The organism is Sphingomonas sp. BK345, from assembly GCF_014193845.1.
Lineage (GTDB): Bacteria > Pseudomonadota > Alphaproteobacteria > Sphingomonadales > Sphingomonadaceae > Sphingomonas.
Map to the genome: position 1 here is coordinate 1088905 of NZ_JACHZX010000001.1, position 19345 is coordinate 1108249.

The window sequence follows — 19345 nt, forward strand, 5'->3', positions numbered from 1 at the left end:
CCGCGCCTCCCGGGGTCAACACAAGTGTGCACTTTTGCGGTGGATAACGTCAGGCTCTCCGCTGCTGCAGGTTTCGGCCGAACTTCTCCGCCTGCCGATCGTAGGCCCTGCGCTCGGACGCCGGCATCAGGACGTGGAGGAGCGTGCGCGCCCGCGAGAGGCCGGCGTAGTGGAGCATCGCCATGCGCTCGTGCCCGACGTCTTCGAGGTCGGTCGCGATGACTACTTGGCGTTCCAGACCCTTGAAGGCGTGCATAGTCGTGAAGAGGATCGCCCCGGAGCGAAGTGCCGCCTCGTCCGAGGGTTCGGCGAGCCTGCGCCCGGCGATCTCCCTGCGTCCAGCCATGATCGAGTTCTCGTGCCGTCTTGTGGAGAGGATGGCGATGTCGCGGGACGGGACGTCCTGCGCGGTCAGATCGCGGATGATCTCCTCGAGCTGCGCGATCCCCTCCTCCCTGCCCGAGTGGTAGGTGACCGGACACTGCGGTCCGTCGGGCGCACCCGCAACCGCCAGATCTATGCCCGAGACGATCGACGCCTGGACGGCCACCTGACGGGTGTTGCGGCAGTTCTCGAAGAGATCGTCGAACGCCGGAGCGCAGTCCGCCAGCCGCCGGTCGACGGCGTCCTGCGTCTCGACGCCGTAGATGTTCTGATTGGGGTCGAGAAAGAAGTGCCAGCGCCCCCGGCGCAGCCCTCCTTCGACGAGCAGGTCGATCACGTCGAGGTGCTCGGGCGTCAGCAGGTCCTGCGCCTCGTCGAGGACGATGACGTCCCATCTCCCCGTCGCCTGCTCGCAGAGGGCCTCCGCGGCGAGCTCCGGGAACCGCTTGGGGAAGAAGTCGGGGTGGCTGGAATCCTCTGAACCGAGGCGGTCCAGCAGGCCCGCGGACTTGATCAGTTCGTGGTAGAGGGCGTGAACGTGCCGGACCTCCGGCCTTGGGCCCGCTGGCCCGGCCGCGAGTCCCTGCCTGACGTGGCTGGCGAGCAGCTGGTTGAAGCAGAGCATGAGCACCCGCTTGCCGTCGGCTGCGAGCTGTCGCGCCCTCTCGAGCGCGATGACGGACTTGCCCGTCCCCGCCGCCCCGCGGGCCACCGTGCGCGGATTAGCGGCCAGCCTGCGCGAGACGCGGATCTGCTCGTTGGAAAGATAGAGGAGCCTCTCCTCGATCCCGGTCAGGTAGCCGCCGAGGCTAAGCGCTGTATCGAGGTCCGGCCTGAGGATCTGCCGGGCGAGCCTGATCTCCTCGGGCCTGAGCCCGCGGTAACTCCGGCGGTGCCTGTCGGCGCAGACGTCGTGCCAGTGCCTCTGGAGCGCGGAGATGTAGTGGCTGATCGTGTCGCGGAAGTGGCGCTTGTCGAGCAGCACCTCGGGGATGATCTCCGCTCCCGTCTGCCTGAAGTCGGTGTAGGGCATGACGACGCCGAAGCCGAAGAGCACGTCCTTGAAGGATCCGTTCGCCTCCTGAAGACGGGACTTGACCGCGTTCATCGCGCCTGATGCCTGAGTCCAGGGGCTCTCGCGCTTGGTGTAGCTCTTGAAGTCGCCGGAGAAGGTCCAGACGCCGTCCGAACAGGACACCTTGCCGCCCTTTACCTCGAGCGCAAATACCCCGAGCGTGGAGAGGACGACCATGTCAGCCTCGCCCCAGATCTTCTTCTCGTGCCCGGGCAGCCCGAGCGAGTGGAGGACGACGCAGTCGTCGGGCAGCTCGCGGCCCAGGCGCTCGTAGACATGCCGCTCGCTGTTGGGGCAGCGCTCCGGGACGTCGGGAATCAGGACTGCCATTGCGCCTCCGGAGCCATGGTTCCGAAGAACCCTGAGAAGCGGCCTTCCGCGTCGCCAATCAGCACGGCGCGGTCGAGTTCGCGGTTGAAGCGCTCGCAGGCGGTCTCGGGCAGGAGCAGGCAGCAGTGGCAGGCGGCTGCGCTCACCCGCTCGCCCGACTGTCTCGGATCGCTCTCCAGGCACACCGGATCGCTGCCGCACCAGCCGGCGTTCGCGAGCGTGCGCATGACGATCGGCTCGAGAAGCCCGGGCTCGGCGAGGCGCACCAGTCCGCCGAGGCTACCCTCAGAGTCAGGGGAGCCGGTATAGACGAGGACTCCGTTCAAGACGCGGTCGCTGTCGGACACGTAGAGCCGCTCCCTCAACGCGGAGGCCGAATAGCCGCACTCGACGGAGATCTGGCGGATGAAGGCGTGCGCGAAGGCATGCACGAGGAGGAGCCGGGGCGTGATCGTGTAGTCGCGCTCGTAGCCCCGCTGCTCGGCGATCTGGCGGCTGCGCGCGTCCAGAATGCCCGCACGCTCGCTCACGACGGGATTGGCCGCGACCCACCCGTCGACGGCCTCGGTCCGGAACCGCAGGAAGATGCCCTCGCCCCTGATCTCAGCGCCTGGGAGCCAGGAGCGCGGGGTCTTGGACAGCGGCGACACCTTTCCCTCCAGGATCGCCTCCGCCACCCGGTCGGCGCTGACGGGATGCGGCTCGATCCGCGAAAACCCGGCAAGCGCCCGCACCTCGCGAAGGCGCGAAGCCGCGCCGATCAGGTCGAACCAAGTTGCCATCGTCGGTGGCGGTGAGTGGACCGCGTTCTGGAACTGCGGCACGATCCCGCCGATGATCGGGTCGTCGCGGTCCTGAGAGAGCGCGTCGTATTCCTGTCCGCGCGCAGCCCGCTCGGTCAGTGGCGGCCCGCCATCCTCGATCGACCTTAGCCGGCGGTAGGCAGCGAGCAGCTGGTCGACCGGCACGCCGTAGGTCGCCGACACCCCGATCAGCACCGAAGGCAGCGCCGCGTCGGGGACGCCGTCCAGGAACATGCGCGACTGCTCGATGATCTGGTTGATTGCTTCGGAGGCGGGCGGGATCGACAGAGCGGAGCCGATGACGCCGAAGTGGATGTTCGAAGCACCTCGCTGGAGCGCGCGGACCGGCTCGCGACAGTCCGGCTGCAGGTCGTGGAGCCACGGTCTGAACCCGTCGCATTTCCAGCCGCCGAACGCGTCGGCGCCGAAGGCGGAGCCGAGCGATTCACGCATCGGCCTGTCAGCCGTCCCGCAGCCCTCGCAGGTTACGAACAGGTCGGCGAGCGAGGCGGACTGCCCGTGCGAGCCGAGGCGCAGAACCGGACGTGGGCAGATCCCCTCCTGACGGCCGCGATGAGCCCACCATTCCCAGGGGAAGTCGCTGAGATGCCCCTTGCGGCAGGCCACCACGAAGCGGACCGGGTTCGTGAAGGTGCTCCTGTTGCCGTGAGCTGTGCAGCGTAGTCGCGCGCCGTCGTCGGCCAGCTCGAAGGGCGCCCCCTCCCTGCCGATGCGGTGGCATTTGGGGCACTCGTGCCATTCCGGGAAGCGGACCGCCGGCGCTGCGCTACGCGCGCGAACCTGCATCGTCCCGGCCAGCTGCTCCTTGACCGGCCCGACGCGGAAATGGCTGACGCCTAGCATCGACTGGAGACGCTCCTCGCCGATCCGTAGCGCCGGGAGCGAGTTCACCCGCTCCCAGTCTTCCAGCCCCATGGGCATGAAGGAGCCCTTTTCCAGGTCGACGATGGCGCCGATGCCGAAGGTGGAGACGAGCTGGGAGCGGCGCACGCTGCCGAGCGGCTCGATCGCGTCCGCCGGTGCGGCTGTCGGCGCGAGACGGGGTCTTCTGGCCATATCAGGCCCTCCGGGTCATGGTCTTGAGTGCGAAGGCGGTGGATGGCTCGACCTCTCGCATGGAGTTCGGCGTGTTCCAGGCGAGCGCGCCGGGCTGCCCGCCCTCCTCGGCTGAGGTCATCAGGTGATCCTTGGTCCGGCCGTATGGAGCGGGGCGCTTCCAGTAGAGGAGGTCGGTGCCGGACGCCCTGGCGTTCTGGCTGCGCGCCGCCCAGTCGGAGACTATCGCGTCGATGTCTTCGGCCGAGGCCTCCCCTTCGATCTCAAGCGAGGCGGAGCGGGCGCGCTCGCGGATCGCGGCGATCAGTGGTTCGACGTCGGCCGCCTGCGGGTCGAAGTCCGCCGCCGCGTCGTCGTCGTCCATCCCCACGGCCAAGTGCCGGACTGCGGCCGCCACGACGGCGTGCAGCGCCTTGTCCCGGGCGCGAGGCGCCCATGGCGTGACGCTGGTGGCCTCCACGCTCCGGTAGAGCGCGCCGTGATAGGCGAGAAAGTGCTCGAAGTGCGACACGTCGCGCGGGCGGCCGAAGTTGTAGAGCGTCAGCACGAGCCCGTCGATGCCGCGGCCAACGCGGCTGCTCGCCTGAATGTATTCCGCGGTCGACTTCGGCTGGCCGTTGACCAGCATGAGCCCCAGCCGCGACACGTCCACGCCCACCGAGATCATGTTGGACGCCAGGACCGCGTCGCGCGGCGCCGGATCGAACGGGTCGCCGCCGTCGGTCAGCGGGTTGCCGAGTTCCGCGAGGTAGGTCGGCAGGTCTCGCGAGGACACGCGGCTGCTGAGTTCTATCGCATCCGTCTCGAGGTAGCGCTGGGTAGAACCGAGCCTGCTCGCCAGGAAAGCGATCTGTCGCGGGATGTCGTCCTGCAGGAGGACGTGCGCGCCGCCGAGTTCGCGCAGGCTATTGAAGTAGAGCACGCTTGTCCAAAACGGATCGGCGAGCCGAGGCGTCGTGCCGTTCTGCACGAGGTGCTCCATGCCCTGCAGCAGCGCGGCGGCGGCAGCCTGCAATGCGAACTTGGGGCTTCGCCCGGCCGAGCAGAGCCCAAGGTAGAGTCGGTCGGGACCGTCCTCGTCGCGCACCGCGAAGAAGGAGTCGCTTGCCTGGAAGCCGGACGGCGGGAACTGCAGCACGGGCCGGTCGAACAGCGCTCGCACCTGTCGGGCGGCCTGACCGATCGTGGCGGTCGATCCGATCACCTTCGGACGCACGCCGCCCGCGGTGCAAAGCATGTCGACCACCGTCTCGTAGAGACCGGCCATCGAACCCAGCGGGCCCGAGATGAGGTGGAGTTCGTCCTGGATGATGAGGCCGGGCCTGAGACCGCCGTTAAGCCCGAAAAGGGCCCGCAGGTCCTTCCGTCGAGGCAGCTGCGCGAACTTGTCGATGGTTCCGATCAGCAGGCTCGGCGGGGCGTCGTAGATGAAGTCGTCAACCGTCATCACCGGCAGCGGCTCGCCGCCGCTCGGGCACCCGATCTTTGGGCAGCGGATCTCGATGCCGGCGTCGCCGGGCGCGCGGTAGTAGCAGGTGGCGTTCAGCTCGGTTCCGCACACCGGGCAGTCAAGCAGCTGGCGCGGGGTGGACTTCGGCTTCTGGTCGTCATGCTCGAGGTCGAGCGCGGTCATGGCTTCGGCGACCCGGTTGGGGGTGGCATCCCCCCCGACGTAGAGTCCGAGGCTGATCGGAGCGTCGCCGAGGTCGTCGCGCTCGGCCCGAAGCGCGTCACACGCGCAGATGAGCGCGGCCGCACGCTGGAACTGCTGCACGGTTAGGAGCCTGAGCGTGTAGCGCATCAGGACGTCGACGCCGCCCTCCTCGCGCCGCCCCTCGTCAATTAGTCGGCGGTGCAGAATCTGGAAGGCGGTCAGACCGAGGTAGGCCTCCGTCTTGCCGCCGCCGGTCGGGAACCACAGTAGGTCGACACGGTCCCGGTCGGCCTCACCGCCGTCGACCACACCGGGCAGGACGATCAGGATGTAGGCGAGCTGGAAGGGGCGCCAGTTGAGCGGGCCCGCGCGCTCGCCTTTCGATGCGAACCGAGACTGCCGGTCCATCGCCTCGTTCGCCAGCGTGAACGCGAGCCATGCGGCGTCATCGGTGGCGAGCGTGTTAACGCCGGCCCGCATCCGGCGGAGCGTGTCGCGGCAGCACTCCAGGTTGCGTTCGGCGGCGACGCGGAGATCGCCGCCGAAACCCGACACCCGCGGGTCCAGGGTGGTCTCGATCCATTTGCCATAGGTGCCAGCGAACTCGCGCAATGAGGCCAGGATCTCCTCCCGGCCCTCCGGCCTTGCCAGCCAGGCAGCCGACAGAGCGCTGGGATGCGCCTGGAGGAAAGTCCCGAGGAGCCCGCTCCCTGAGGCGCTCATCCCCTTCACCGCCGCCGCGGGCAGCCATGTGGTTCCGAGGTGCACCACCCGGCGCTCGTCCGAGGGCTCCCACTGGACGGCGACCCCGTGACCGGCGGCGTATTCGAGCACGTCGCGGTAGAGGAGTGCGGCCGACTGAGCGTCCTCGTCGGCACCGGCAGGGATAGGGGACGGCCTGGGACGGACCGCGCCGCCCCCGTCTGCGGCGATTGCCTTCACCTCCAGTCCCGCCTGCAGCAGGCAGAACTCGTCCCGCATGCGGTCCTCGGTCGCCTGGGCCTTGTTGATGAGTGTGAGCGTCAGAACCTGCTGCCCACCGACGAGCCTTCGTCTGACGTGCAGGCAGACAGACGGGTCCTGGACCGTGCCTCCGTCCGGCGCGGTGAACTCGTGTACCCGCCACGTGCCGGCCGCACCGGGCGTGATCTCGTGCCGGTAGTCGAGCTGCTTCCGCGTCCACATCCGCCGCCTCCTGCGGCTGCCGGGTTCGGGGTCGCGCTCCACCATCGTGTAGCGGGCGCTCTGCGCCGTCGAGACGTGGATCGTCGCGTCCTCGTCCGCGGCGAAGGTGAGGCCGAGCGAGCAGGGCCGGACCGCGCGGTAGCCGGGCACGCCCGCGTCGGTCTCGCTGTCCACGTCCGAGGGCGCGCCTTCGTCCTGGTCGTCTTCGAGGGCGTCCAGGGTCTCCCCCTCCGGCCAAAGGATGCCGGTGAGATAGGTGTCGACCGGTGCAGACGGTATTTCCTCGTCCATGGTCAGTGGGCCGAGCAGGACAGCCATCGCGGTCCGCACGAGTTCGTTGCGGACCGGTCTGTGGTCAGGGCGCGTCAATCTGCATCCTTCCAGGTCTTGAAATCGCCAGTCCCGAACAGCCCGATTCCGAGCCACAGGCCGCTGGTCCTCTCCGGCTCGCCAAGGCGGCCCGTGCCATCCGCAGTGACCGTCCCGACCGACGAGATCCGCAGGTTCATGATCGTGCGCGGCAGCTTGTAGCCTTGCTTGTGCAGCACGCTCAGGAGATCGGTGGACAGCTGGTTGGCGGTGCGCCCCAGAAGGCGGCCCGGCCCGGTCTCCTCCTGCAGGTGGATATGCCACACCGCGCGATCCTCAAGGCGGTGCTTGCACAGCATCACCTTGTGTCCGGCGAGGCTGCCGGCACCGGCGAGGAGGAACGCCTGCAGGTCCTCGACGCCTTCCGCGCCGCCGAGCAGGTCGGGATCGGCGAAGCCGAGCGGGTCGATGTCGCCGCGCAGCCCCATCTCCACGTTCAACCACTGCCTCTGCCGGCAGCAAAGCCGCCGGCGCTCTTCCCTGAATTTCCAGTGGACCGGCACGCGGTGGATCTGGCCCGCTGGGGCGCGGGCGAGCGTCCGCGCCGCACGACTGATCCCCACGTAGGCAACGCTCGCTCGCTCGCCCGGGTCCCCCTCCCCGCCCTCGTCGTCCGACGCTCGCTCCTCCGGCTCGAGAAGGGTGACCTCGTCAAACTCCATGCCTTTGGACTGGTGGACGGTGGTGACGATGATGCCATCGTCGGCGACTGGCTGGTCGTCGGGAAAGGCGTCGGGCCAAGCCAGACGCTCCCGTAGCAGCGCAAGGTCGATCGACGTCGCGTCCTCGGCTGCCCCGCTCGCTCGCGCGAGGCGAATCCAGGCGACTTCCTCCGCGGGAAGCCCGACGCGCTCGCAGCCGTCGTCGCCCCAGATTTTGCCGAGGTGCGCATATATGCGACCGAACTGCGAGCGGGGCAAAGACGTCGAGCGAACCTTCCTCAGAAGCGCGGCGATCCAGGCTGGCGCCAGCGCGGCGTGGTGGCCGGCGCGGAGCCTGACCGGAACGGTCGCGGCGTCGACGTCTTTGCCGTAGAGGGCCTGGAGGACCCGCACGGCCTCCCCGTTCGTCTGCGTCAGGATGGCGCGGCTTCCGCCCGTCGCCGCCTCTAGGAGCCCTCGTCCGAGCGGCTGGTCCGGCTCCGGAAGTCTTGCGATGGCCGTGAGCATGACCCTGAGCTTCTCCCGATCCGGGCGGTCCCCCAGGAGCACGGAGCGCAGGCCGGCGGACAGCCGGGCGAGTGGTGGATCGGCTCGATGATTGCGTACGAGCGTCTCCTGGACGAGGTCGCCGGCATAGGTCCGGCAGACCTCTTCCCAGTATTCCCGCGGGGTCGGGAACAGGGTCCCGTCCTCCCGCTCGCCGCTGGCGAAGCCGAAGATGGCCTGCGCGGGATCGCCGAGGATGGTGAAGCCGCAGCCGTGCTCGCCCGGCGACGCCATAAGCGAGAGGAGAGCGAGGACGAGGTCACCACGGACGCCGGGCAGGTCTTGGAACTCGTCGACAATGATGTGACGCCTGCCGCCGACGAAACGTCGCACATCGTCGCGGCGACCTCCCGTCGCCATCGCGGTCAGCGCCGCGATGTTCGCGTCGTGCGTCCGGGAGAGGAGCGCCCCTGGGGCCTCCCCGAGAAGGCGGAGCATTCGGAAGGCCCAGGAGTCGAATGTCCGGATCGAGAGGTGCCGGAGTTCCTCGATCACCTGCGGCTCGGCGTCGTCGATCCGGCCGATGCGTCGGCTCAGGGTCCGCACGGCGCTGCGGGAGAAGCTCAGCACGAGGATCTCTCCAGGGTCGAGCTCGTGTCCGACCAGCCGTGCGAGTCGCCTCGCGGCCAGTTCGGTCTTCCCTGTGCCTGGTCCCGCCTCGACTAGCTGCCGGGCGGTCGCGGGCGCCGCGATGATGCGCTCGCGGACGGCGGAGTCGTCGGGCGGCGGCCCCGGATCCGGCTGAGGCACCACAGGGTTCGGGGATGCAGGATGAGTCTCATCGAGCGACGGGCCGTCGACGTCGATGTTGCCGTCAGCCACGCGCCAGAGGTGGCGCTTATACTTCACGGCTGGCCCATGAGGGGTCTCGTGCAGCGGCCGCTCGATGGTGTCGACGATCCTGCCTCCCCGGCGCACGCCGACCTGAACCGTGCTCATCTCGCCCGGTACCGTGCAGAAACGGGCGACTGGCCGGGCCGCGGAGTGTGCGGTGCCCTCACGGAAGCACCACGCAGACTGGCGCACGTCCCGACGCGGACGCTTCACCGGTCCTGATCATGTCCCCCGACGCGCCCCTAATTGAATATCGAAGGCTATCCAACGCTTTGGATGCGGTCAACTGGCGTGGCCTCGCGCGCGGGGTGGTCACGCGGCAGCCCGCTCCGATTCGACCTCGAAGAACTGCCGGCAGTAATGGTAGGCGAGCCGGTCCCGATAGGTGAGGATGTTGTCCTCCACCGTCGCGACCTCGCAGTACTCCGTGCCGCCGTTGGCGGGTCCGCGGAGCCCGCGACCGACCATCTGCATGTAACGAACGGCGCTGAATACCGGACGCGAGATGAGGATCATGTCGGATCTTGGCGCGTCGAACCCGGTGGTGAGCACCGAGTGGTTGCACAGCACCCGGAGTTCTCCGTCGTGGAAGCGCCGGATGAAGTGCTGGCGCGCCAGCCGGTCGGTCTCGCCGCTGACCGCGGCGGCCGGGCAGCCGGCAAGGTGAAGCCGCGCGGCCATATACTGCGCGTGGGCGACCGAGTTGGCGAACAGCAGGATGGAGTGCGCGCTGCTGGCGAGGACGTGCCTTAGGATGAGGTTGTTGCGCTCGGGGTCTGCTCCGATCCGCTCAATCAGGTGTTCCGGCAGTTCACCATACTGGTCGAAGTGCCGCCTCTCGGCCTCGTTCAGCTCCACTGGACGGTCGTAGTGGATGGGGCTGTAGCGCATCTCGGCCAGCACGCCCCGCTGCCGCAGCGTGTCGTGAAGTCCCGCTTGGTCCGCCGGGATCCAGCGCTTGTCGAAGCGCGCCGCGAGTCTCGCCGACTCCTCCTCATCGCGGCCGCGCCAGGGGGTGGCGCTGAGCCCGAGCACGGGGGGCTCCCGGTCGCGCGCCGTCTCGGAGCCGATCTGGACGTCGAGCCAGCGCAGGAGCGAGCTGTAGCTCGGCGAGATCGCGTGATGGCACTCGTCGATGACGACGATCCCGGGCCGGCTTAGCCATTCGAGCCCCCGGACATCGAAGCGTAGGTTGAGCGTCTGGATGCTCGCGACGACAACGACCGGTTCGTCCGTAGTCGGCGGGCGCGGGTCCGGCTGGCCGGCCCACAGCCGCGCTATCCTGAGATCCTCCCCGTAATTGCCGAGATTCGACCAAAGCTGCCGAAAACATTGCACCGCCTGTTCGCAGAGCTCGTCCGTCTGGGCCACCCAGAGGGCGCTGCGATCGCCGCCGCCGTTTAGGATGAGGCGGACCACAGCCTCGGCGGCCACGCGCGTTTTACCGCCGCCGGTCGGCAGGCTGATCACCGCGCGCCGCCGCCCCTCGCCCCCACTCACCAGCTCGCGGAGGGAGGACAGGATGTCCTTCTGATAGTCATGCAAATCCGGAAGCGGGGAGGGACGGGCCACCAGCAGCTCGGGCTCCCTCCTGATGCTCGCGCTGCTGCCGTATCCAGGCGGGAAGCCGAGCTCCGTCGCGAACTCGCGCGACTTCTCGCTGCCCCATCGCTCCGGTGGCTGGAGGCCGGCTGCGGCGAGCGCCTGCTGGAGGCGCGACAGGATCGTCGGTCCGTGGATGGCGAGGGCGAGCTCGGCGACGGTGACGCGGTCAGCGCACCCTCCGAGCGCGCGCGCCGCGGGCTTCGGCAGCGTGGCGGCGATCACCGCGACGTCGTCCCCGACGGCCCGAAGAATGCGGAGCGCTGGTGTCGGCTCGGCGCGGACCCGCTTGCGGGCCTCGGTGGCGCGCGCGCTTTGGAGCGCCGCATGGGCGAGCGCCGGGTCTGTCCCGAGCAGGCCAAAGGCATGCAGCGCGTCCAGGAGGGCGCGCATCCCCGCGGCCCAGGAAAATGTCTTCATGCGTTCGCGGTCGAGGAGGACAACTCCGGTCGCATCCTGCGCGACCGGTGGATGCCGGTCCTGGTGCCCGCTGCGCTCGGAGAGGCCGAACACCCACAGAGCGTCGGGCGCGCTGGACGACGCGAAGAGCGGAGCGAGCTCAGGGAAGAGCCCGGTGAGCGGGCCGGGGGTGCCGAGCGCGTCGTCGTAGAACGTCTCCGTGTGCTCGGACAGGAGGCGGGCGCCCGCGGCGATCCAGACATCGGCGGCCTGCTTCGGCAGGACCACGATCCGTCCGTCCTCGCTGGCGCCCAGTTCGCCACCGGGGTCGACGCTTACGAAGATCTGATCGAGCGGCACCGGCCCGTCGCGGCTCGGGATTACGGCAGGGGCAGCCCCGTCCAGCGCGGCGCGTACCCACATGGGCCCGAGCCGCTCGAACCGGTCCTGAACGCACGACACAAGCATGAACGCGGCCTTCCAGATTGCCGCTGTCTGCACAGGGTCGCCTGGCTTGGTCCGCCCGAGCGGGTCGAGGTCAGTCGGGGCCTCAAAAGCTCGGCGGAAGGCGACGATGGAGGCCCCTTCACCCCGTCCGGCCGCATCGATCGCGTGCACGACTTCCATCGGTGCGCTGGCGAGCGGCACCACCACGTCGCCGATCCGGACCTGTCCGTGCTCCGCCAGGATCGCGAGGAAGGGGTGCGGGGCCGTGAAGTCGTCGTAGGCCTCCCGACGCGTCAGGTGGCCGAAGGTGACCGGTTCGAAGACGCTATCTTCGCCCAGCCCGACCGACGCCGCTTGCCTCCGCATCGCCTCGATGCACTGGGCGGTGAGATCTGCCGCAAGACCGGCCGGCACGAAGGGTAGGAGCTTCCAGCCGTGGGGCATGGTTATGATCTGCGCTCGGACGACGCCCGTCTTTCCCCACTGCGGACTGCCCTTCATTCTGGGCCAGCCGAGGGAGCGCAGCCGGCTGAAGTAGGCCTCGATCACCTTGCCCGCTGGGCCGGCGAGCTCGACGCCGAAGCTCACGCCCGCCGGGGGGAGCCGCGATAGCAGCCACTCGGGCAGGAGCGTGGCATGCGCTGCATGCAACTCGCTGTCCAGCGCGAGGTGCGGGGGCACCTCCCCGACCTCGTCGTCCGCAGGGACGACGAGCTCCTCGCGCGGACGGAATGCTCCGGTCCGGTCGCGAAAGCGAAGGTCGCCGGCGACTATCGTCGAAAGGAAGGCCCTGGCGGCCTCCGCAGGCGCCTCGGCAAGGTTGGACCAGAAGGCCGGCCACCGGTCACCACCGGATGTCTTCGCAGCCGACAGGGCGCCGGCAAGGACATCGCCCCACAGGTCCTCCGCCATCTCGCGCACGCCCAGCACGCGCGTGAGGACGTCCCGGCTTGCCGCATCCGACGCGATGGCGGGGGCGACCGCCTCAAGACCCGATGGGGCACTTCCCGCGGACGTTATGATGGCGCTGGAGGCGGCGGCGAGCCGCCCCGATACGGTCGGGATTATCGCGGCGGCCCTGAGGTCCTGTAGCTGTAGCAGCCTTCTCTCAACCGCCTCCTTCACCAGGGCGAGCAGCGGGATGGCGACTTCCGGTCTCGCGCTTGCGGCCCTCTCGAGCCAGCGCCCGGCTGGCGTCATGATCAGAGCCCCGGCCCTGCCCGGGACCGGCGTCCTGCTGGCCTCCTGGGCGAGGGTCGCAAGTCGGGCGCCCCGGCTTCGGCCAGTTTGGCAAGTCGGGTGCACGTAGGCCTCGGCCCGCAGCTCTCCGGCGATCTCATGCCAGCGGCGGAGGAGGTCCGCGTCCTGGGTCGGATGGCGGAGCAGATCGGTTGCCCGACGCAGCTTCCCCGCCCCGTCCGCGACGATCGGCAGAGCCGCGAGCAGATCCCAGAGTGGCCTGACCAGAGAGGCGGCGATCTCGTCCTGCCGCTCCAGCTGTCTCGGGAGGGCAGCCACCGGCACACCGGGATCCTCCAAGGTCGCGAGGTCGCCGATGTGATCGGCGATCAGCTTAGCGGCCTCGCGCATCAGAGCCTCGTTCCAGGCCCCGCGTATGACGCCCGTCCGGTCACTGTTGAGCTTCCAAGGCGCATTCAGAATACCTTCCGCGAGCGTCTGGCTCTGTGTCGGGAAGAAGGCCCAGAACTGGCCCGCGGCCTCGCGGCCGCCCACCGGCACAGCCCAGGCGAGCGGGACCTCGTCGCGCGCCTGGAGGTGGAGCGCGTCGGCGATCGCTGCCCGATCGGCAATGCTCACCCGCCGCTGGAAGATGCGCCAACGAGTCTCGTTCTGCTCGTCGCCGACCATCAGCAGATCGCCCTCGTGCCGCCGCGTGATGATGCGCAGCGGCCCGTCCCTTACGTCGAGAACAAGTTCCACGTCAGCGTCGAGGAACAGGAGGAACTCCGCAGGGAAGTCGGCCATCTCCTTGACCAGGCGCTCGCGAACTTGGCCCTCCGTGATCAGGGCCGTGACCACGGTGGTCGCCCAGTTGTAGTCGCCGTCTTGCCGGAGCGGGCCTCCTGTGGTGGCGGGGTCGACGGGCCTGGCGAGCCGCATCCCCGGCGCACGCTCATCCGGACCCAGCCCCAGACGGCTCCTGATCGTGCGTCGACACCACTCTGGATCGAAGCAAAGGCCGACGGAGCGACTGACGAGCTCCACCGAGCCGCCGAGCTTCAGGAGCGATTTAAAGCCGATGCCGAAGCGGCCGATCTGGCCTGCGCGCTTGGACGAGCTTCGGGCATTTAGGAGGGCGACGATCCCGCCGCGGTCGAGCGGGGCGCCCGTGTTCGCTGCGATGATCCGGTCGGCCTCCAGGGTAATTTGGATGCGTCCGGCGTCGTGTCCCGCCTCGCCGATCGCGTCGGCTGCGTTCTGCACGAGCTCGAACAGCTGCCGCCAGGCGTAGCCGCCGGACAGGACCTCGACCTCTGTCTCAAAGTGCTCGTTCGCGTCCCGGGGCTGCGCCTCGTAAGCGCGCAGCCGGCGCTCGCACTCGTCGGCCACAAATGCGGCAAGCTCTTCGAAGCCGTCGCTTCCCACGGCCGGCTGACCAGACCCCATTCCCCACCTCGAATTTTCGTCGAGTGTGGCCGATGTCTCGGCCGATGTTAAGCCCCGGCGAGAGGCGCCCGCTATGTCTGAATCATCTTTCCTGGGGCTGAAGGCTTAACCGTCGTCTATCGCGAATACTGGGATTCTGCGCGAGTACCTGACGAGCCACTGCGCCCGCTCGATTCGCCGGAAGATTGCACCTCGATGTCGGCGGCCATTCTCGATAACGTGCCCGGTAATCCGCAGTGCGTTCGTCAGCGCCGCACCTTTGCGCGCGCAAAGTACTCAGCAGTGGGGCTCGTGCCAGCGGCTTGGCCTACCGCTGCAACGTTCCGAGCCTTCTAATGGCGGCCGTCAGGACCGCATCGTCAAACTTTAGGGATGGCGCAGCGCCACCGCCTCGAAGGTGTAGTCGACCATGTCCCGGTTGATGAGGATCGTGAACCCGTCCGAGGCGCTCCCCACGACGAGATCGGCGACCGTCTTCAGCTCGCCGTTCCGTGCGATCTTCTGCCTCGTCCTGCCCAGGAGAGTCGTCCTGCCCAGGAGAGTCGTCCTGCCCCGTCCCAGCGTCAGAGCGTCTTCCAAAGCGTATATGCTGCGCCACACGTCGTGCTCGAGCGTGCCTGGTTCGGCGGACGGCATGGCCGAGTAGAGCTTGAACGAGGCCGCGCGCAACGCCGAAGCTTCACCACTCGGTGAGACGTGACCCCACAATCGCCGCAAAGCTAGTTTCATCAGCTTCGTAGACCTCGCCGCCGCCATGATCTGGCTACCCTAGACGTCGATACGGCATACAGGACACTTACTGATACCGGCTGATCCAATCGACGTTCTCGATTTGAGGATTGATGCCGGAGGACAGCCCCCTCAGCCACACAGCCTCGTTGGCGATCCGCTCGGGTTCACCCTCGATCCACCAAGCACGGCGCTCCGCCGACCATCGGTATCCCGCCGCCTTCAGTACATCCTTGCATTGGAAGGGTGCGCGGGTGGCGTAAAGCCGATGCGTGACGCCCCGGCTGCGCTCGATGAGCGCGGCGGCAATCGTTGACCCGTCGTTTGTCGCCGAGGCCAGCAGGCAGATGGTCGCCCAGACATCGGCGGCTGCGCGGTGGGCATCGGGGAGGTAGAAGCCGGCCTGGGTGAGAAGATGCGCGATGCCGCGCCCGCCGCTGAAGCCGAGCTCGGGCCAGTCCACCTCGCGCATCGAGCAGAGCCACGGCAGCGCCGCCAGCGTCGGGAACCGCCGGGTGACGAACGCCCGGTCGAAGGGTGCGTTATGCGCCACGATGGCATCGCAGCCGGTCAGCACCTGCGCGATCTCATCTTCCCTGAACCACTGGCCGATCAGCATGTCGGAGGTAATTTGGGTTAGCCGCTCGATCTCGATCGACAGGTCCTCGGCCGGATCCTCGAGCCAGGACCGCGGTGCCTCGACATCGACGACGTCGCCGCCATCGAGATCGATCGTCAGCGTGCCTACGGCGAACTCGATCATGCGATGGCGCTCCGGATCGAGGCCGGTCGTTTCGCAGTCCAGAATTGCCAATTTGAAGACATTGCCCGGCACCGGCATCGAGCGGCACCAGATGTCGGCAGGATCGGGCAAACGGCGCAGCACGCGGTAGCTGCCGATCGCCTCGAGTTTGCGGGCGAGGCGCTCGCCTGGGGTGTTCGGATTGCAGTGGTAGAAGCTCATGCGGATGGTCCTTGAAACGGCAACGCCCGCCGCCTCGGGTGAGGCGACGGGCGTCGGCGCGATGGTGGTCGGTGGGATCAGGCGGCGGTGGCGCGCGTCCCGATGAACTGGAGCCAGGCATCCTCGACGGCGCGGGTCTGGGCGGCGTTGGCGAACCACTGCCAGTGCCGCGCACCATGGCGTCCGCCCTGTCGCCAGAAGCGGGCGGTCGCCAGCAGGTGGACATGCGGCGTGCCGATCCACCCGCCCTCCGCGTCGCGCCGGACGTGAACCGCCCAATCGACGATCATCCCCTTGTCGACGAGATGCCGGAACGCGAAGGTCTCGATGAGCCAGGTCCAGCGCGCAGGATCGTCGACGGGCGGCAGGTCGGCGACGATGTGCGTCGCCGCGATCCCGCGCGGTCCTTCGAGCGCGGCGGCCGTGTCGGCCTCGCGCCACAGCGTATCGCCGGATCGCAGGTGCGGCGGGATCTTGAGCGGATGGCAGCGGCCCGCGGCCAGCAGGTCGCCGCGCTCGACATAGCCGTCCGGCACCTTGCCGAAGCGGTCGCTGCCGCTGATCCGGTTAATGTACAGCCAGGACGCCGTGGCGGTATAATGCGTGGCGAACGGCCCTTCGGTGGAACGGCTCTCACGCCCAGCGGCGCAGACCGGCCGTGCGTTGAACGGCAGCCGCGGGCGCAAGGCCTGTACCGCCGTCTCGCGGCGGCGGAGCATAGTGATCGTATCGGTCATTGGACTTCCCTTCGACGTGGTTGCACGCAGGTGGCGTCGCGCCGGCGTGGAGCCGTCAGGGACGAGTCAAATGCTCTCTTTCTGCATTTTCCCCATCACCTTCCGGCTCACTTCCTCTCCTTCACGTCTCTGCTCTTGCGGCCCGACCGGCCATTCAGCCGGCGGCATGAGGCTACCGGTCTCGCCCCTGCGCGGGGGGGACGCGCCGGCGCTTCGGCCTGGGCGCGCGTGGTCTGGCCGAAGTCGCGAGCTGTCGGATCGCCCGCCGGTACTGCTCGGGCCAGACCGGTTGGCCGGCGGCGCGGCTGGCGGTGACGGTCTCGACCACCAGCGCTTCGACCCGGGGGTCGTCGCGCCAGATCTGGATCAGCGGTCCGATCGTCCTGGATGCGCCGGGCAGCGTGGTCAGCTTGCCGTCATCCGCGAAGGCAAGCGTATGGGGCCGGGTGCCACAGCGGTGCAGCAGTCGCAGCAGCACCTGGCTCGGAGCGCCGGTCGCGACATCGAACGGCACGATGCGCGGTGCGACGGTGAGGTGGACGAACGGGGGTGGCGGGGTGTCGCTCCAGCCGCCGAAGCCGTCGGCATAGGGCGGCCCGGCCATGCTGGAGCCGGTCACGACGGTCTCGCGTCCCGTGAACGATGGACTGCTCCGTCGTGCGGCCGCGTCGCGCTCCTGATGCATCCGGTAGATGCGGCGCTCGACGTCGAACACGTCCTGCTGGAAGCCGGGGTCGCTCGCCCAGCGGTCGAGCCGGCGCAACTGGTCGGCGTCGAGGTCGCGCGGCCAGAAGCGCGTGCCGGCTTTGGCATAGGCGAGCGGACGCGCATCGGCGTCGGCGACCATCGCCGCAACCACCGCCTGCTGCTTCAAGCGAACGACCGCGAGCCCGCGCTGAACCCAGGGCCGGGCCAGCCAAGCGTCGTCGGCCCCGATCGCCTTCAAGGCCGCCGTCCCGATGTCGAGCTGATCGCCGCCATAGTCGGCGACATAGGCATCGATGCGCATCAGCAGCCGCAGGCGCTCATGGTCCTCCGCCAGTGTGGCGGTCGGGATGGTGGCAGCCGGCGTCACCGGGAACGCTTCGAGCAGGTCGAGCCGCGGCCGGTCGGCGAGCGTTGGCCTGTCCGAGAGCAGCATCTGCCGGTCGCGCCGACGCTTCGCGACACGTTCGCGCTCGCGGCGGGTGCGAGCCCGGGTGAGGCGGTGGAGGAGGTCGTCCTCGATGGTGCGCGATGTCGGTAACGGTGTCGCGGCGATGAGCGGCGTAGCCGTGGGCACGGGCGTGGAGGCCCGGTGTGTCCGATGCTCGCGCCGCGTTCGGGAGGCGAGCAATTCCGCTGCCGGGCTGACGTCCGCGGTATGAGCGGTGCGGTGTTGCGCCTGGGTTGCCGAGATCGAGCCGGTCCGCCGCGGCTCAGCCACTGGCGCATTGGAGACAGCAAGCCCCGTGACGGAGCATGGGAGCGGCGCGGCGATGCGCTGGCCGGCGATGCGCGGCGATGCACTCGGCGGCAGCGCCGCCCGCCTTTCCTCGAAAGCATCCGCCGGCGTGCTCGTTCGCGCCGGCACGGCCGCGTGAGCGGCCACCCTGATCTGCGCAGGCTTGATGCGCGGCTGCGCACAGGTGCTAGCCGGTCGCGCCGCTTTAGATGGCGGACGCACTGTTGCCTGACTGACTGGAGGCGCTGCGCGGATGATCGTGCCAATGACCGGCGACGCCTGTGCCCGCGCGATCCGCGCCAGCGCGGCGTCGCGGATGGTCGTCAGCGCGGCGATCTTGCGGTCGGCGTCGCGCACGGCGCGGCGGAGTGCATTGCGCTGGCGCTTCAAGCGATTGCGCTCATGCGCCAAGACCTGTCCGCCGCGCGCCACGATCGCCGACCGCGCTTCGCCGAGGTGCTCGCCGGCGTCGAGATCGAGCCCCCGCGCGCCGTAGCCGAGGCCGGTATAGCGCCGGTTGCTCCCCACACGCTCCGCCGCCTCCGACATCGAATGCGACCAGAGATGGCGCAGCATCTGCACGCCGTCGCGCCCGTCGAGCTCGCCGCAGACCTCGTCGGCGATGTCCCAGCAATAGGGCTCGACCCGCCGCATCGGACGCAAGCTGAGCGCGATGTGCGGATGGAAGTTGCGGCTGTCCCCGCCCGGGGGCGGCCGATGGATCGCCGCCGAATACGGCAGGTCGAGCGGATCGAGCACGGTCTTGCAGAAATGCGTCAGCGCATCGACCATCTCGGCCTCGCTCATGTCGCTGTCGAACGGCGCGATGCAGCGGATCTGGACCTTGCCGTTGGCGCGGGTCGTCGCGTCCTCCATCGCCTGCCAAGCGGCGCCGATCTCGACCCAGTCTTCGCCCATGTTCGAAACGATGACGGGCTCGCCATCGGCTCCCAGCAGCACCGCCTCGTCGCGGACGATATAGTCCCAATGGGCTCGCGCCGCACCGCGGCGGAACCCCGGCGACTTACGACCAACGTAGCTCTGCTGCCAGATGATGCCCTTCATGCCGAGCCCGTCGACGACCCAAGAGGACGGCGCGCGTGGGATATCGACGACGACACTGGACGGCCGCGCGGACATACCGCCGCGATGCTTCACCACCGGCGATGTCCGTCGCGCCGACCGCAACGGTTCGGATCGGACCTTGAACCGCCCCGCCCAGCGGATCGATCCGCGGTGCAGCTCGGCCAGTTCCCACTCCAGCCGCCGCGCGGCGGCGCGGTCCTCGAGCGCCATCTGCAGCTCGACCGCCTTCTCGTGGCGTTTGATCTTGGCCTGCTTGCGCGTCTCGGAACGCGCCTGTTTCATGATGATCCGGCACGTCTCCGGCGTTGCAGGGGTGCAACTGCCATCGGGCAGGACAACGAAGAACTCAGACAAGGGTGGGGGTGGGGCCAGACCAACGGAGCAGCCCGA

The 19345-nt window shown here is 68.9% G+C and carries 9 protein-coding genes; all 9 read right to left on the reverse strand.

Annotation, left to right across the window (positions count from 1 at the left end; translation table 11 throughout):
- Positions 1-49: 49 nt before the first annotated feature.
- Positions 50-1789 carry a nuclease-related domain-containing DEAD/DEAH box helicase gene (locus tag FHY03_RS04965; protein ID WP_183929088.1) on the reverse strand — a complete coding sequence of 580 codons (1740 nt, stop codon included), beginning with the start codon at positions 1787-1789 and terminating at the stop codon, positions 50-52.
- Positions 1777-3669: a DUF1998 domain-containing protein gene (gene drmB / locus FHY03_RS04970; protein WP_183929090.1), complete on the reverse strand. Its 1893-nt coding sequence runs from the start codon at positions 3667-3669 to the stop codon at positions 1777-1779. The genes FHY03_RS04965 and drmB overlap by 13 nt, the downstream gene beginning before the upstream one ends.
- A 1-nt stretch (position 3670) precedes the next feature.
- Positions 3671-6826: a helicase gene (locus FHY03_RS04975; RefSeq protein ID WP_183929092.1), complete on the reverse strand. Its 3156-nt coding sequence runs from the start codon at positions 6824-6826 to the stop codon at positions 3671-3673.
- A 47-nt stretch (positions 6827-6873) separates the two neighbouring features.
- Complete coding sequence (locus FHY03_RS04980; RefSeq protein ID WP_183929094.1) at positions 6874-9024, reverse strand: UvrD-helicase domain-containing protein; 2151 nt, start codon at positions 9022-9024, stop codon at positions 6874-6876.
- Between the two features lie 207 nt (positions 9025-9231).
- Complete coding sequence (locus FHY03_RS04985) at positions 9232-13995, reverse strand: DEAD/DEAH box helicase (protein ID WP_183929096.1); 4764 nt, start codon at positions 13993-13995, stop codon at positions 9232-9234.
- A 366-nt stretch (positions 13996-14361) separates the two neighbouring features.
- The gene (locus FHY03_RS04990) at positions 14362-14724 is read right to left on the reverse strand and encodes a hypothetical protein (protein ID WP_183929098.1); all 363 of its coding nucleotides are present in this window, start codon (positions 14722-14724) and stop codon (positions 14362-14364) included.
- A gap of 67 nt (positions 14725-14791) precedes the next feature.
- On the reverse strand, positions 14792-15688 hold the full coding sequence (locus tag FHY03_RS04995; RefSeq protein WP_183929100.1) for a 3'-5' exonuclease: 897 nt from the start codon (positions 15686-15688) through the stop codon (positions 14792-14794).
- A gap of 77 nt (positions 15689-15765) precedes the next feature.
- Positions 15766-16425 carry a MobA/MobL family protein gene (locus FHY03_RS05000; RefSeq protein ID WP_183929102.1) on the reverse strand — a complete coding sequence of 220 codons (660 nt, stop codon included), beginning with the start codon at positions 16423-16425 and terminating at the stop codon, positions 15766-15768.
- 172 nt (positions 16426-16597) lie between these two features.
- Positions 16598-19309: a hypothetical protein gene (locus tag FHY03_RS05005; RefSeq protein WP_183929104.1), complete on the reverse strand. Its 2712-nt coding sequence runs from the start codon at positions 19307-19309 to the stop codon at positions 16598-16600.
- Positions 19310-19345 lie beyond the last annotated feature (36 nt).